Source organism: Bordetella genomosp. 13 (assembly GCF_007679965.1).
Classification (GTDB): domain Bacteria; phylum Pseudomonadota; class Gammaproteobacteria; order Burkholderiales; family Burkholderiaceae_B; genus Bordetella.
In genome coordinates this window covers 155,524-169,574 of the sequence record NZ_VEHL01000011.1, presented here as the reverse complement: position 1 = coordinate 169,574, position 14,051 = coordinate 155,524, and the positions used below count along the sequence as shown (strand labels likewise).

Below are 14,051 nucleotides of genomic sequence, written 5' to 3'. Positions count from 1 at the left end.
CACATCGTCGTCCATAGAGATCGGAGATCCGACATGCCTCACCTGACCCGTCGTCAACTGCTTTGCGCCGCCATGGCTGGCGCGGCGTTCCCTGGGCTGTCGTTCGCGGCCCGCCAGCAACTGGTGGTGGGGACGTGGGGCGGCGACTTCGGCGACATCCTCAAGGCGGCCGTGGACGACGCGCTGATGCAGCCCAAGGGCGTCGACGTCATCCAGGCCATCGGCGCGCCCATGCAGCGCCGCGCCAAGCTGCTGGCCGAACGCAGTTCGCGGCGCGGCAGCATGGACGTGGCCTGCCTGGCCGACTTCGACATCCACGCAGCCGCCGGCATGAACGCGCTGGCGCCCGTCAACACCGACAACGTGCCGCGCACGCGGCACGTGCTGCCCTTCCTGAAGAAGTCGCACGCGATTCCCCACATCTATTCGGCCCACGTCATCGTCTACAACACCGACATGGTGAAGACGCCTCCCAAGTCGTTCGCCGACCTGTGGGATCCGAAGTGGCGCGGCCGCGTGGGCCTGTGCGACTTCCTGTACACCACGAACACGACCATCGCGGCGGTCGTCGGAGGCGGGTCCACGACCAATTTCGCGCCGGCCCAGGCCAAGCTCGAGGAACTGAAGGCGCTCGACGCCAAGGTGCTGCCCTCGACCGAGGCGGTGGCCGTGGCGCTGAAGTCGGGCGAGATCTGGTTCACCATCATCGCCGCGGCGCGCGCCTACATGTGGCGCAAGCAAGGCGTGCCGGTGGCGCGCGTGGTGCCGACCGAGGGCGGCTTCCCGACCTCGTACGAAGCGGGCGTGCCGGCCAACAGCCGGCAGCAGAAGCTGGCGTACGGCTACCTGGACGCCATGCTGTCGCCCAGCGCGCAATCGGCCTTCGCCAGCCGCATGGGCTATCTGCCCACGGTGGACGACGTGAAGCTGCCGGAAGAGCTGGACCGTGAAATCAATTTCACGCCCGAGCAGCGCGACCAGATGCTGAAGCTGGACCTGGATTATCTGCAGCAGAACCAGGCGGCCATGCTGGACGCGTGGAACAAGACGTTCAAGGGGTGACCGCCGCTGCGCGGGCCTGATGCAGGCCTTTTCACGCCCCTGCCGTCACTTGCCTTTATGATGCGGCCAAACAACGCATACAGGAAAGGCTCGACATGGCAGTGGAATCCGGCGCAGGCGGTTTGGAACAAGTGCTCACCTTGCTGGGAGCGGCGGTCATCGCGGTACCGCTGTTCCGCAAGCTGGGATTGGGATCGGTGCTGGGCTACCTGGTGGCCGGCCTGGTCATCGGCCCCTTCGGACTTGGGCTGATCCGCGACGACGGCACCCTGCTGCACGTGGCGGAACTGGGCGTGGTGATGTTCCTGTTCATCATCGGCCTGGAGATGCGGCCGTCGCACCTTTGGGGCCTGCGGCGGCAGATCTTCGGCCTGGGCAGCGCGCAGATCCTGGCCTGCGGCCTCCTGCTGACCTGCGTGGGCCTGGCCTTCGGCTTCCCGCTGGCGGTGTCCTTCGTGTCGGCGATGGGCTTCGTGCTGACCTCCACCGCCATCGTCGTGCAGATCCTGAACGAGCGGGGCGACATCGCCCAGCCGGGCGGGCAGCGCATCGTGTCGGTGCTGCTGTTCGAAGACCTGCTGATCGTGCCGCTGTTGGCCATCGTGGCCTTCCTGGCCCCCGAGGGCGCCGCGCCGCGCGAATCGGGCGCGGTGCTCGAGAGCATCGGTATCGCCGCCGGCGCCATTGCCGTGCTGGTGGCCGCGGGGCTGTGGCTGCTGAACCCGTTGTTCCGCATCCTGGCCCGCGCCAAGGCGCGCGAGGTGATGACGGCCGCCGCGCTGCTGGTGGTGCTGGGCGCCGCGGTGCTGATGGAGAAGAGCAACCTGTCGATGGCCATGGGCGCCTTCATCGCGGGCGTGCTGCTGTCCGAGTCGAGCTTCCGCCATCAGCTGGAAGCCGACATCGAGCCCTTCCGCGGGCTGCTGCTGGGGCTGTTCTTCCTGGCCGTGGGCCTGTCGCTGCGCCTGGACGTGGTGTATGAGAACTGGCCGCTGATCGCGGCCAGCGTGCTGGCCATGATGGTGGTCAAGGCGCTGTGCATCTACGGCGTGGCGCGCTTGCTGAAGAGCTCGCGCGCCGAGGCGACGGATCGCGCCATCCTGATGGCGCAGGGCGGCGAGTTCGCCTTCGTCCTGTACCAGGCGGCCGCGCAACGGCAGGTGATCGATGCGCAGGTCAATGCCAACATGACGGCCATCATCGTGCTGTCCATGGTGTTGACGCCGCTGGCCGTGATCGCGCACAAGCGCATGATGCGCAAGGAAGCACCGTCGATGGACGGCGTGGACCAGGCGCGCGACCTGAAGGGCTGCGTGCTGATCGTGGGCTTCGGCCGCGTCGGCCAGATCGCCAGCCAGAGCCTGCTGGCCAGCGGCGCGGACCTGTCCATCATCGACAACGATCCGGAAGCGATCCGCAACGCCGAGAAGTATGGCTTCAAGGTCTACTACGGCGACGGCGTGCGCCCGGACGTGCTGCACGCGGCGGGCATCCACCATGCCCGGTTGGTCCTGATCTGCGTGGACGACAAGGCGGCCGCCACACGCATCGTCGAGAACGTGCAGGAGGCCAATCCGCATACCGGGATCCTGGTGCGGGCGTGGGACCGCGAGCATGCGGTGGAGCTGATCAAGCATGATGCCGATTTCGTGATTCGTGAGACCTTCGAATCGGGGATGGCGATGGGGCGCGAGGCGGTGCTGCGGTTGGGGGTGAGCGAGGAGCAGGCGGACGAGTACCTGGCCGAGGTGCGGCGGCGCGATGCGGAGCGGCTGGTGCTGGAGACGACGGGCGGGATCTTTGCCGGACGGGATCTGATCCTGGGGAATATGGCGAAGAAGCAGGGGTCGTAGGGGGCTTGGGAGCAACACAGGTGGGCGCCATGACGGCGTTCATTTGAGTGACGCGGTCGACTCATGCTAGAATTTCCGACTTCCTTCTCGAAGTGCAGCCTCAGCACATGGAGACCAAGGATCCGCCGAGCCACGGTAGCCGCCGCGGCACTGGCCCGGTAGGTGTAGCACCCCATGCCGACGTGGTGAAATTGGTAGACACGCTATCTTGAGGGGGTAGTGGCGAAAGCTGTGCGAGTTCGAGTCTCGCCGTCGGCACCAGGAATTACTCCAGAAATGTCTGGAATGTGAAAAAAGCCCGTAAGGATCAATGCCTTACGGGCTTTTCCCATCTTGGCCTCCCGGGATTGTCCAACTGAGCCATGAACCCTCCATGGTCTTCGTGCCGGGTTGAGCGATTCCGCGCAAGGGGCACGCCGCGGTGCGCGGCGAGGCGGACTTTTCAGCCGATAGCATCCATACCTGTCCCTTCCAGGCTAGGCAGCATCTTGCCGGGATTCATCAGGTTCCTGGGATCCAGCGCCCAAAGGAAAAGGGCCGTTCGTGCGAACGGCCCTCGATCCTTCAGGCCCGGGCCGCCTCAGGCAAGGGCGGCGCAGAACTCGGTGATGCGGCGGCAGGCCTCCCGCAGTTCGGCATCGGAGGCGGCATAGGAAATCCGGAAGTGGCCAGGCAAGCCGAATGCGGAACCATGCACGATGGCCACGCCTTGCGTGTCCAGCAATTCGAGCGCGAACCGTTCGTCGCTGTCGATGACCGTGCCCGACGGAGCTCTCTTGCCCAGCGTCCCGGCCATGGAGGGGAATACATAGAATGCGCCTTGCGGCACCGCGCATGACAGGCCGCTGGCGTGGTTCAAACGGTCGACGACCATGTCGCGGCGCGCCTGGAAAGCGTCACGTCGGCCGGCCAGGTAGTCCTGGGGACCCGACAGCGCCTCGACGGATGCCCACTGCGCGATCGAGCAGGCTCCCGACGTGACCTGGCTCTGTACCGCTTCCATCGCCGCGATCAGTTCGGGGTCGCCGGCGGCAAAGCCAACGCGCCAACCCGTCATGGCATAGGCCTTGGAGACGCCGTTCATGGTCAGCGTGCGTTCGAGCAGCCGCGGTTCGCATTGGGCCAGGGTGACGAATTCGGCGCCGTCGTAAACCAGGTGTTCGTAGATGTCGTCCGACAGGATGCGTACCTGGGGATGGCGCAGCAGCACCTCGGCCAGGGCCTCGAGGTCGGACCGCGTATAGGCCGCGCCGGACGGGTTCGACGGCGAGTTCAACAAGAGCCACTTCGTGCGTGGCGTGATGGCGGCTTCCAATGCCCCGGGCGTCAGCTTGAAGCCGACCTCGGCGCTGGAGAGCGCGATGACCGGTTTGCCGCCGCAAAGTGCCACCATCTCGGGGTAGGAGACCCAGTACGGAGCGGGAACGATGACTTCGTCGCCGGGATTCAGGGTGGCGAAGAAAGCGTTGGAGATGACCTGTTTGCCGCCGGAGCACACGATTGTCTGCGCCGCCTTGTAGCGCAGGCCGTTGTCGCGCTCGAACTTGTCCGCGATCGCCTCGCGCAGCTGGGGAATGCCCGCGACGGGAGGGTACTTGGTCTTGCCGGCCTCGATGGCGCGCACGGCCGCGGACTTCACGTTGCCGGGCGTATCGAAGTCGGGCTCTCCGGAGCTGAGCGCGATGACGTCGCGGCCGTCCGCCTTCAGCCGCCGCGCCTTTTCCGACATGGCGATGGTGGCAGGGGGGTTGATGCGCAGCAGTGCATCGGAGCGCAGCGTAGCTGGGGTGGTCATGATGGACGTCCGGATGGGCAGGGCTTCGCAGGGCCCTGGATAGAGGAAAACGCTAGCTGTCGGTAAATCATAATGAGGTTATGATAAATCACCGAGCGCCAAAACGGAATCGGGCCGCGCATGCGGAATGCACAACGGATCCCGGAGAAGGGAACATCATGATTGCAAGAAAACTTGGATTGGCCGCCGCCCTGGGCGTTTCGCTGGGCGCCTTGGCCCCCGCGCCAGCCTCGGCCGCCTTTCCCGACAAGCCCCTGCGGCTGGTGGTGGGCTTCGCGGCAGGAGGCTCCACCGATATCATCGCGCGCGTGCTGGCGCCGAAGATGGAGGCCGCTCTGGGCCAGCCGGTGATCATCGAGAACCGACCGGGCGCGGGCGGCGCGATCGCCGCGGAGGCGGTCCGCAAGGCCGAGCCCGATGGACAGACGGCGCTGTTGTGTACGACGGGGCTTTTTTCCATCCAGCCCTTCCTGCCGCAGCCCGCGCCTTTCGACGCGAGCCAGCTCACGCCGGTCACCGTGATCGCCAATACGCCCTACATCGTGCTGGTCAACAGGAGCAGCCCGGCCAAGACGTTTCCGGAGCTGGTCAGCTACGCCAAGGCGCATCCGGGCGAGCTGAACTTCGCGTCCTCGGGCAACGGCACGGCCTCGCACCTCGCCGGAGAAATGCTCGTGCAGCGTGCCGGGATCCAGATTCCGCACGTCCCCTACAAGGGGGCGGGACAGGCCATGACCGACCTCGTGGCCGGACGGGTGTCGCTGATGTTCGACCAACTGGCCAGTGCCATGCCGCAGATCAAGGCGGGCGGGGTCCGCGCGGTGGCGGTTGCGGGTCCGCAGCGCCTGGCGGCTTTGCCTGACGTGCCGACGACGCAAGAGGCGGGGCTGGCCGATTTCGATCCGACCCCTTGGGCTGGCCTGTGTACCTCGCCGGGGGTGCCGAAAGATCGCGTCGCGACTCTGCGTCAGGCCGTTCTGAAGGCGCTGTCCGACCCGGACATCCGCCAGCGCTTCGAGGCGGACGGCATGCCCATCGTCGGCAGCACGCCCGAGGAGTTCCAGGCGTTCCTGGTCAAGGACAGGCAGCGCTGGGGCGAGACCGTCAAGCACATCAAGTTCGAATAGGGCCAAAGCCCATCCCTGCCTTGGGATGGGCGTCCCGCCGCTGGCCTCAGATCACCCCGGCGGCCTTCAGCGCGTCTTCCAGCCACGGCGCCTTCAGCTTGCCTTCGCTGATTTCGCGCATGCGCTTTGCCTCGGCCTGCACCTTCTTTTCGGCCAGATCGAGCAACGCCTCGACCTGTTCACGGGGAATCGCCACGACGCCGTCCGCATCCCCCAGGATGAGGTCGCCCGGGTCGATGGCCACGCCGCCCGCGGAGATGGGCCAATTCACCCGGCCGCCCAGCCCCTTGGTAGGGCCATTGGGATTCGTGCCCACCGAGAAGATCGGAAAGTCGCCCCCCGCCAGTTCGTCGGAGTCGCGCACGGCGGCGTCGACGACGAAGCCGGCGATGCCGGCGGCCCTGGCCTGTGCGCTCATCAGCGCGCCGCACAGCGCCACGGTGCGGTCTGCTTTCCCGTCGACGACGATGACGTCGCCCGGCCGTGCGTTGGCCAGGGCTGCGTGGAACATCAGGTTGTCGCCTGGCCGTACTTCGACGGTGAACGCCGGGCCGCAGATCTTCATGTGCGCGCCCAGGGCGCGGATGCGGCCATCCAGCGCCCCGCGGCGTCCGGCGACATCGGAGAAGATCGCCGCCTGGTACGCCTTGGCGCGGGTCACCAGTTCGGGCGGCACGCGCTCGAAGTCGGTGCGGATGGCGGGGTGTGCATTGCTGGACATATATCTGTACTCCTCTGGGCCTGGTGGCAATAAAACATAACGTAGTTATGATATCGTCACATGGCCGTCCTGCCTAGGCGCACGGCGATTGTTCAAGGCTTAGAATCCCAGCTATGGAACCAAGCAGCATCGCGCCCGGCGGCCTGACCGGAGCGCGCAGGAAGAAGGCGCTGCTGACCAGCGCCCTGGGTATCGCAATGGCCATCATGGATGGCGTCATCGCGGCGGTCGCCCTGCCCAGCATCGCCAAGGATTTCGGCGTGGATGCCGCTTCGTCGGTCTGGGTCGTCAATGCCTACCAGTTGGCGGTCGTGATGGCCTTGCTGCCTTTCGCCGCGCTGGGCGAGATCGTCGGCTATAGAAGAGTCTACCTGGCGGGGCTCTGCCTCTTTGCCGTCTCGGCCGTGCTCAGTGCGACGGCGCCGAATCTGGAGTGCCTGACGCTGGCGAGAGCCCTGCAGGGCCTGGCGGCGGCGGGCGTGCTCAGCGTGAACCTGGCCCTTCTGCGCTACGCCGTGCCCAAAGAGCAATTCGGGCGAGCCATCGGCATGAACGCCACCATCGCGGCGCTGGCGTCGACCGCGGCGCCCATCGTGGCCAGTTTCATTCTTTCCGTGGGCACTTGGCATTGGCTGTTCGCCATCGGCGCGCCCGTCGGCATGGCCGCGGCCGGCTTGGGATGGCGATCGTTGCCGTACAGTCACCAGCGAGACGTCCGGGTCGACTGGCCAAGTGCCGTATTCAGCGCGGCCACGTTCGGCGGGGCCATGCTGACCCTGGTGAACCTGTCGCATGGGCTGGCGCCCGCCATGGTGGCTGCGCCGCTGGCGGTGGCCCTGATCGGAGGTTGGGCACTCGTTCGGCGACTGAGGCATGACCCCGCGCCCCTGTTGCCGCTCGACCTCTTGCGCATTCCCATTTTCAGGCTTTCCGTGCTGACCTCGCTGTGCTCGTTCGGGGCGCAAATGGTGGCGTTCATCGGGCTGCCGTTCTACTTCCAGCTGGGGCTGGGCTTCGATGCGGTCGACGCGGGCTTGATGCTTTCGCCATGGCCCTTGACGCTGGCGTGCACGGCCAGCCTGGCCGGCCGGCTGGCGGACCGCTATCCCGCCGGGGTGCTGGGCGCCATCGGCATGTCGCTGCTTTGCGCGGGCATGGCCGTCCTGGCGGCGCTGCCCGCCGCGACGTCTCTCGGCAGCGTACTGACGTGCATGGCGCTTTGCGGATTCGGCTTCGGCCTGTTCCAGCCGGCCAACAACCGCGCCATGATCGGGGCGGCGCCCCAAACGCGCAGCGGCGCAGCCAGCGGGATGTTGGGGACCGCGCGTCTGCTGGGCCAATCGGCGGGCGCGGCCTTGGTAGCGTACCTGTTGCACCGATTCGGCTCCGCGGGGGCATTGGCATGCGTCTACGCCGCAGCGGGTTTCGCGTTGTTGGCCGCGCTGGTCAGCGCGTCCCGCCTGCGGGCGGGCTCGGACAACTAGGCCGTCGCCTTCTTGCGCGCGGGGGCACGGCGCTGTCGAAGCGGTTCGGCGGGTGCGCCCGTCGTGTCGTGGGCGCCGTACCAGCCTTCGCCTTCGGGGTAGGCGTTCTTGCCGCCCACGCTGCGGCTCAGGCTCATCGCGGCATTGGCCAGCGCGGCACGGGCGGAGTCATCGGTATCGGGATCGAAGCGCGACGTGGGCCCTGACACCGTGAGAGCCCCGATCAGTTCGTTGTCCAGGCCGAAGATGGGGACCGACATGGAGGCCACGTGATCCGGATCGCCGCTGCCCGTGATGTTGCGCGATGTGCGCAGGTAACCCGAGGGATCGGCCTGCTGCCTGCGCCGAGCCGGATGGCCGAACCGCGACAGCACCTGGCCCGTGGCGGTCTCATCCAGGGGCAGGCGGCTGCCGGGATGGATCGTCACGCGCAGCAGCGATGGCGAGTCGATACGGTACAGGCAAAGACGCATGTCGTTCTCCAACACGTAGAACGATGAGGTCTCGCGAGTCTGCTCGGTCAGCGTGCGCAGCACCGGCAGCACGTATTGCGACATGTCGAAGGCGCGTTCGAACGCGCGTCCCAGCCGCAGCACCTGCGACCCGAGCTGGTAGCGCCCGTCGCTGCGCTTGATCACGTATCCGAGCCGCTCGAACGAGAGCATGTAGCGGAAGATAACGCTCTTGAACAGGCCCGTGGCTTCTTCCAGTTCCGACAGCGATCGGACGCCGTCCCCGCCGACGAAGGCGTCGAGGATCGAAAGTGTGCGGTCTACGGCGCTTACCGATCGATCCACTGCGGCCTTGGCCATGTTCTGTCTCCTGAGCAAAGTATCAAAATTATAACGTCCTGATGCTTTTGAACTTTGGAGATCGGCGCCGCGGTGCAGCGTCGGCGCAATGCGCCGCAGACGAGTGTGGAGACTACTGGGTGATCGGGCTGATGTTCGCCTCCTTCATCACGTTTCGCCACAGCGCCAGGTCATCGGAGATGCGCTGGCGGAATTTCGGACCGGCTCCGATGAGCACGGTGTCGCCGGTCTGGCTCAGGCGCGCCTGGAAGTCCCGATCCTCGAGCGTCCTGGTCAGCGCGTTCCTCAGGATCTCCAGCCTCGCTTCGGGCACTTTCCGGTTGCTCACCAGCCCCGTCCACACGTCCACATTGAACCCCGTGACGGACTCGGCCACGGTGGGGACCTGCGCCAGGGCGGGCAGCCTCTTGTTCGAGGTCACGGCCAGTGCGTCGAGTTTTTTCTCCTGGACCAGCGGCATCACCACCGACGGGCCGATCATCGCGATGTCGACGCGGCCTCCGGCCAGGTCGCTGATCGCGTCGTTGTCGCCTTTGTAGGGCACCTTCAGGATCTTCGACTTGGTCAGCACGCCCAGCCAGTCGACGGACAGCGATTTCACGTGTCCCGTGTAGGCCATCGAGATGCTCTCCGGATCGGCGGCAGCCTTCTTCAGCACCGTCGCGAAATCGGCGAAGGCCCCGGCCTTGCTGACCAGGATGTACGGATAGCTGGACACCAGCCCGATGTGGGAGAAGTCGGTCAGCGGATCATACGGCGTATTGGCATACAGCACCGGCGCGATCGACATCGTGCCGTTGGTCGTCAGCATCAACGTATAGCCGTCCGGGTCGCTGCTTTGCAGCGCGCGGGTGGCGATCAGGTTGTTGCCGCCGGGGCGGTTCTCCACCACGACCGATCGGCCCAGGTTCTTGCCCAGGCCCTCGGCCAGTATGCGGGCGATATTGTCCAGGGCTCCGCCGGCCGTGTAGGGAACGATCAGCCGCAGGGGGCGCGAAGGGAAATCCTCCGCCTGCGCGGCAGGCAGCGCGCTGGCGCAAAGCATCAGGCAGTACATCAGGAAGCGGCGCATGTAGTCTCCGTGGTAATGATCCGTGCCTCGATGTCCGAGGCACATTCTTGTGGATGGAAAGGGTTGCCCAGGACGTCAGCCCTGGAGGACGGAAAGAATGTTCTTCGCCGCGCCCACGGCCATGCCCCGCAGGCCGCCGTTGGTCGTGCCCCCGATGTGCGGGGTCAGTATGGCGTTGGGCGTGTCCGTCCACGGCGATTCGGCGGTGATGGGCTCGTTGACGAAGCAGTCCAGGCCCAGGTGGAGATCGCCCGCATGCAGCTTCTCGCGCATGGCGTCCTCGTCGATCATGCCGGCGCGGGCGGTATTGATGACGATGGCGCCCTTGCGCAGCAGGCCCAGCCGCCGCGCGTCCAGCAGATTGCGGGTCGAGTGGTCCAGCGGGCAATGCAGCGAAACCACGTCGCTGGACGCCAGCAGTTCCTCCAATTCCACTTTCGTCGCGCCGTCGGGCAACCGATGGGCCTCGAGATAGGGGTCGTTGACCAGGACGCGCATGCCGATGGCCTGGGCGAAACGAACCACCCGGCCGCCGATGGATCCGCAGCCGACCACTCCCAGGGTTGCGCCGGACAATTCGAAGCCGACGTAGCTCTGCTTGTCCCAATGCCCTTCGTGCATGCGCGAATCCAGCCAGCTGATGCGCCGGGCGCAGGCGAGGATGAGGCCCAGCGCGAGTTCCGCGACGGCCTGGCTGTTCGATCCGGTGGCGGCGATGGCCTTGACGCCGAGCCGCCTGGCGGCTTCCTGGTCGATCGCGTCCATGCCTACGCCATGTCTTCCGATGACCTTCAACTTGCGCGACGCGGACTGTACCTGCTCGTTGATCTTTCCATAGCGGGACAGGATGGCGACGGGCTGCTCACGCTCGACGAGCGCGACCAGGTCCTCCTGCGAGAATCGCGCTCCCGTGTAGCAGAGTCGGTAGTCCTTCAGCAACGCAACGGCGTCCGGGTGGATTTTCTCTTCGGTGATGACGATGGTTTCTTGAGTCATGGCTTTCTCTACGAATGATGAGTCTTGTGTGAAGCACGGCCTCAGCCGGGAAATCCGTACAGCGCGGCCGGGTTGTCGACCAGGATCGCCTGGCGCGCGCGCGCGTCGGCGGTCCAGTCGAAGAAGAGGTCCAGCAGCCGCCCGGCGTCGGGCGGTGCGGCAAGATTGATGTGCGGCCAGTCGCTTCCCCACAGCAGGCGCTGCGGATTGATGCGCACCAGATGCTCGTGCAGCGGCCGGACGTCCTCGTATCCGGGCGGCCGCTGCGACGGACGGTAAGGCGTGAGCTTCACCCATAGATGTCCTTCCGCGACGAGTTCGCACATCAGGGCGAAATGCGGATCGGCGACGCCATTGATGGGCTCGGATCGCCCCATGTGGTCGATGACGAATGGGATTCCAGCGGTGCGGATCACCGGAGCCAGCCGTGGCAACTGGTCCAGCGTGATCCACAGTTGCGCGTGCAGATCGAGCTGGCGCATCGCGGGCAGCAACGCATCCAGCGCCGAGATATCGACGACGTTCCGATATCGGGCAGAGCCGTTCCCGTCCAGCAGGCGGGACAGCCGCAAGCCGCGGACGCCCTGGTCCCGCAACGTTTTCAATGCGTGGAACGATGTATTCGCGGGCACGACGGCGACGCCGCGCAGGCGGTCGCTATCCACGGCCAGCGCGTGCAGCATGGCGGCGTTGTCCAGGCCATGGGCCGAGGCCTGCACGAGGACGCCACGCTGCATGCCGAGCTGGTCCAGCATGCCCAGGTATCGCTGCGCGGAGGCTTCGGGCGGCGTATAGCTGCGCTCGGCCTCGAGCGGAAAGGTGTCGTACGGCCCGAAGACGTGGCAGTGGCAGTCGCAGGAATTTCGCGGCGGCGTGCGTGCGGGCCGCGCCGGGAACGGCAATGCCGCGTCGTTCGAGGGCAGGGCCATCATTCCGCCTTCAACAGGCCCTGGCGGAACATCGTCTCCGCCATCTGGTCTTCGGCCAGCAGGAAGTCCCCGAACTTCGTGCTCGTGCCTGGCGAGGGAACCACGCCGAGGTCCTTGAGGCGCCCGATGACTTCGGCGTCGGCCAGCGCGGCATTCAATGCACGGTTGACCGTCTCGACCACCTCGGCCGGCGTTCCGGCGGGAGCGAGAACCCCGGTCACGGTGCTGACGTCGAAGTCCGTGCCGAGCCGTTCGGCAATCGGCCTGGCGGATGGAAGGTCCGGGGCCATCGCCTTGCTGGTTACCGCCAGCGGCAACAGCCTTTGCGCCTTGATGTGCGGCATGGAACTGGGCAGTTGATCCACCATGCCGTCGACTTGTCCGCCGATCAGGTCACTGAGCGCCGGCGCCGAACCCTTGTACGGCACGATGGTGAAACGCGCACGCGTGAGTTCCTGCAGGCGCAGGATCGCGACGTGGTTGGTGGTGCCGTTGCCGGGATGCGCGAGGGTCACTTCGTCGGGATGCGATTTCGCGAAGTCGAGCAGCTGCTCGAACGTCTTGAACCGTCCCTTCGCGCTGGCCGCCAGCACCATCGGCGTGGAGCCGATCGCCCCGACCGCCCGGAAATCGGAGGCCGCGAAGGGACGCTTGGCCAGCATGCGGGGCGCGATGGTGAAACTGCCATTCGCCGTACAGAGCAGCGTATGGCCGGAAGGCTCCGCACGCCTGACGAAGTCGGCGCCGATGACGCCCGCCGCGCCGGGCTTGTTCTCGATGATGACCGACTGCCCCAGCGTCTTCGACATCGAGGCGCCGACCAGCCGTGCCACGGCGTCGATGCTGCCGCCCGGCGCGTAGGGCACGATGATCGTGATGGGCTGGGTCGGAAAGTTCGTGTTGGCGCGCGCGCCCAGGGCGAGGGTTGCGGGCAGCAGCGCCACGGCGCGCATGAAGGAACGTCTTTGCATTCCTGTCTCCTGTTGGTTTTTTATTGGATTGCCGGCACGCCGGCGCGCCGAGGCCTGTGGCGCGGCGTTGCAGGGCGTACCGGTCGCGGCCGTGCCATGGCACGGCCGCAGGCTTGGGCGGAATCAGTGGCCCATCGCCGGCTCGGGCAGGCCGTGTTCCAGCGGCGGACGCGGCGGCAGGCCGAACGCCTCGGGCGTGGGCACACCCATGCGCGCGGTGCCGGGGCCGAAGCGCTCCGCGAATTCCGGGGCCAGGGGCCGATAGTCCGTGCGCAGCCACAGGCGCAGCAGATGGCGTTTGCGGTCTTCTTCTTCGTAATCCTCGAAGGCCGTGCGCGAGTGCACGATGACGTGGTTGTTCAGCAGCTGCATGTCGCCGGGCTCCATGGCCATTTCGAAACACAGCGCTTTGCTGCCCGCCAGTTCGTCGAACAGGTCCATCGCTTCCACCTGTTCCTTGGTCGCGGGCGTGCCGCGTTTCTCGAATGCGGGTTCGAAGGCGTTGCGCAGGTAGCGGCAGCTGAGCTTGCCGTCGAACCAGCTGAACACCGGAATCGGATGGTCGGTGAGGGGCGGGCGGCCCGGCAGGTGCTCGCCCTTCAGGTCGTAGTAGAAGCCTTCGTACAGGGGCCTGAGCAAGTCGGGGCGGCGCTTCAGGATCTCGTTGTGGATGGAGGTCGTGCTGGTGATGCGGCTGAAACCGCCCGTCTTGGACACGCGCAGGCACAGCAGGCCGACGACGTCGGTGTTGTCGGTATGGAAGTTCAGCTTGGCGCTGGTGTTGTAGCCACGGGTCTTGTGACCGTACTTCACGCCTTCGTCCTTGACGTGGCCCAGCAGATGGGCACGCGAGTTCTGGGTGACGGGGCGGCCCAGGTGCAAGCCGATGCCCCAATAGATGCGCGAGGCGTCATCCTTCGAATAGTCGAACACCGGCAGGCCGCGCAGCACCGCCATGCCGATACCTTCCTCGACCTGCTCCGCCACTTTCTTCAGGTCGACGGCAACCTTGTCCAGCGGGAAGTCTTCCTTGCGGATATCGGTGATGGGAATGTGGCGCACCTTGTCCAGGGCCGCGTTCAGCTCGGCAATGGCTTCGGGTCCGAAGCGGTAGATCCAGCTCTGGTCATTGTTCAGCTGTTCGGCCGTCCAGGCGGTGGCGTCGGTAACGGGTTGGTACTCGGACATTTCTTGCGTCTCCATGCAATGGATAGAGGGGGCAGGCGACC

General features: G+C 66.2%; 12 protein-coding genes and 1 tRNA gene. 5 read left to right on the top strand and 8 right to left on the bottom strand.

What is annotated here, in order from left to right; translation table 11 throughout:
• Positions 1-33 precede the first annotated feature (33 nt).
• From FS845_RS23690 to FS845_RS23680, 3 genes are all read left to right on the top strand, one after another.
• On the top strand, positions 34-1,062 hold the full coding sequence (locus FS845_RS23690) for an extracellular solute-binding protein (RefSeq protein ID WP_144640088.1): 1,029 nt from the start codon (positions 34-36) through the stop codon (positions 1,060-1,062).
• 95 nt (positions 1,063-1,157) lie between these two features.
• On the top strand, positions 1,158-2,915 hold the full coding sequence (locus FS845_RS23685; protein ID WP_144640085.1) for a monovalent cation:proton antiporter-2 (CPA2) family protein: 1,758 nt from the start codon (positions 1,158-1,160) through the stop codon (positions 2,913-2,915).
• A 176-nt stretch (positions 2,916-3,091) separates the two neighbouring features.
• Positions 3,092-3,176 (top strand) — tRNA-Leu (locus FS845_RS23680).
• Between the two features lie 319 nt (positions 3,177-3,495).
• On the opposite strand, the gene FS845_RS23675 is transcribed toward FS845_RS23680, so the two are convergent.
• Positions 3,496-4,710, bottom strand: coding sequence for a pyridoxal phosphate-dependent aminotransferase (locus tag FS845_RS23675; protein WP_144640083.1), 1,215 nt, complete (start codon positions 4,708-4,710; stop codon positions 3,496-3,498).
• Positions 4,711-4,889: 179 nt separating this feature from the next.
• On the opposite strand from FS845_RS23675, the gene FS845_RS23670 reads away from it, so the two are divergent.
• On the top strand, positions 4,890-5,837 hold the full coding sequence (locus tag FS845_RS23670) for a Bug family tripartite tricarboxylate transporter substrate binding protein (RefSeq protein ID WP_260986423.1): 948 nt from the start codon (positions 4,890-4,892) through the stop codon (positions 5,835-5,837).
• A gap of 46 nt (positions 5,838-5,883) precedes the next feature.
• On the opposite strand, the gene FS845_RS23665 is transcribed toward FS845_RS23670, so the two are convergent.
• The gene (locus tag FS845_RS23665) at positions 5,884-6,558 is read right to left on the bottom strand and encodes an RraA family protein (protein ID WP_144640077.1); all 675 of its coding nucleotides are present in this window, start codon (positions 6,556-6,558) and stop codon (positions 5,884-5,886) included.
• Between the two features lie 113 nt (positions 6,559-6,671).
• Between FS845_RS23665 and FS845_RS23660 the strand changes: the two genes are divergently transcribed.
• Complete coding sequence (locus tag FS845_RS23660; protein WP_144640074.1) at positions 6,672-8,042, top strand: MFS transporter; 1,371 nt, start codon at positions 6,672-6,674, stop codon at positions 8,040-8,042.
• Here FS845_RS23660 and FS845_RS23655 read toward each other — a convergent pair.
• From FS845_RS23655 to FS845_RS23630, 6 genes are all read right to left on the bottom strand, one after another.
• Complete coding sequence (locus FS845_RS23655) at positions 8,039-8,854, bottom strand: IclR family transcriptional regulator (protein ID WP_144640071.1); 816 nt, start codon at positions 8,852-8,854, stop codon at positions 8,039-8,041. The two genes, FS845_RS23660 and FS845_RS23655, sit on opposite strands and share 4 nt — an antisense overlap.
• Before the next feature lie 112 nt (positions 8,855-8,966).
• Entirely contained in the window at positions 8,967-9,926 is a 960-nt protein-coding gene (locus tag FS845_RS23650) for a Bug family tripartite tricarboxylate transporter substrate binding protein (RefSeq protein ID WP_186332397.1), read from the bottom strand.
• A gap of 75 nt (positions 9,927-10,001) precedes the next feature.
• Positions 10,002-10,922, bottom strand: a complete 921-nt coding sequence (locus FS845_RS23645) for a hydroxyacid dehydrogenase (RefSeq protein WP_144640065.1) — start codon at positions 10,920-10,922, stop codon at positions 10,002-10,004.
• Positions 10,923-10,963: 41 nt separating this feature from the next.
• On the bottom strand, positions 10,964-11,824 hold the full coding sequence (locus FS845_RS23640) for an amidohydrolase family protein (protein WP_186332396.1): 861 nt from the start codon (positions 11,822-11,824) through the stop codon (positions 10,964-10,966).
• 26 nt (positions 11,825-11,850) lie between these two features.
• Positions 11,851-12,804, bottom strand: coding sequence for a Bug family tripartite tricarboxylate transporter substrate binding protein (locus tag FS845_RS23635; protein WP_186332395.1), 954 nt, complete (start codon positions 12,802-12,804; stop codon positions 11,851-11,853).
• 141 nt (positions 12,805-12,945) lie between these two features.
• Positions 12,946-14,010, bottom strand: a complete 1,065-nt coding sequence (locus FS845_RS23630) for a TauD/TfdA family dioxygenase (RefSeq protein ID WP_186332394.1) — start codon at positions 14,008-14,010, stop codon at positions 12,946-12,948.
• Positions 14,011-14,051 lie beyond the last annotated feature (41 nt).

Bases quoted from the DNA above. Each gene is read 5' to 3' on its own strand.
- FS845_RS23690 (WP_144640088.1), top strand. From the start codon at position 34: ATGCCTCACCTGACCCGTCGTCAACTGCTTTGCGCCGCCATGGCTGGC.
- FS845_RS23685 (WP_144640085.1), top strand. From the start codon at position 1,158: ATGGCAGTGGAATCCGGCGCAGGCGGTTTGGAACAAGTGCTCACCTTG.
- FS845_RS23675 (WP_144640083.1), bottom strand. From the start codon at position 4,710: ATGACCACCCCAGCTACGCTGCGCTCCGATGCACTGCTGCGCATCAAC.
- FS845_RS23665 (WP_144640077.1), bottom strand. From the start codon at position 6,558: ATGTCCAGCAATGCACACCCCGCCATCCGCACCGACTTCGAGCGCGTG.
- FS845_RS23660 (WP_144640074.1), top strand. From the start codon at position 6,672: ATGGAACCAAGCAGCATCGCGCCCGGCGGCCTGACCGGAGCGCGCAGG.
- FS845_RS23655 (WP_144640071.1), bottom strand. From the start codon at position 8,854: ATGGCCAAGGCCGCAGTGGATCGATCGGTAAGCGCCGTAGACCGCACA.
- FS845_RS23650 (WP_186332397.1), bottom strand. From the start codon at position 9,926: ATGCGCCGCTTCCTGATGTACTGCCTGATGCTTTGCGCCAGCGCGCTG.
- FS845_RS23645 (WP_144640065.1), bottom strand. From the start codon at position 10,922: ATGACTCAAGAAACCATCGTCATCACCGAAGAGAAAATCCACCCGGAC.
- FS845_RS23635 (WP_186332395.1), bottom strand. From the start codon at position 12,804: ATGCGCGCCGTGGCGCTGCTGCCCGCAACCCTCGCCCTGGGCGCGCGC.
- FS845_RS23630 (WP_186332394.1), bottom strand. From the start codon at position 14,010: ATGTCCGAGTACCAACCCGTTACCGACGCCACCGCCTGGACGGCCGAA.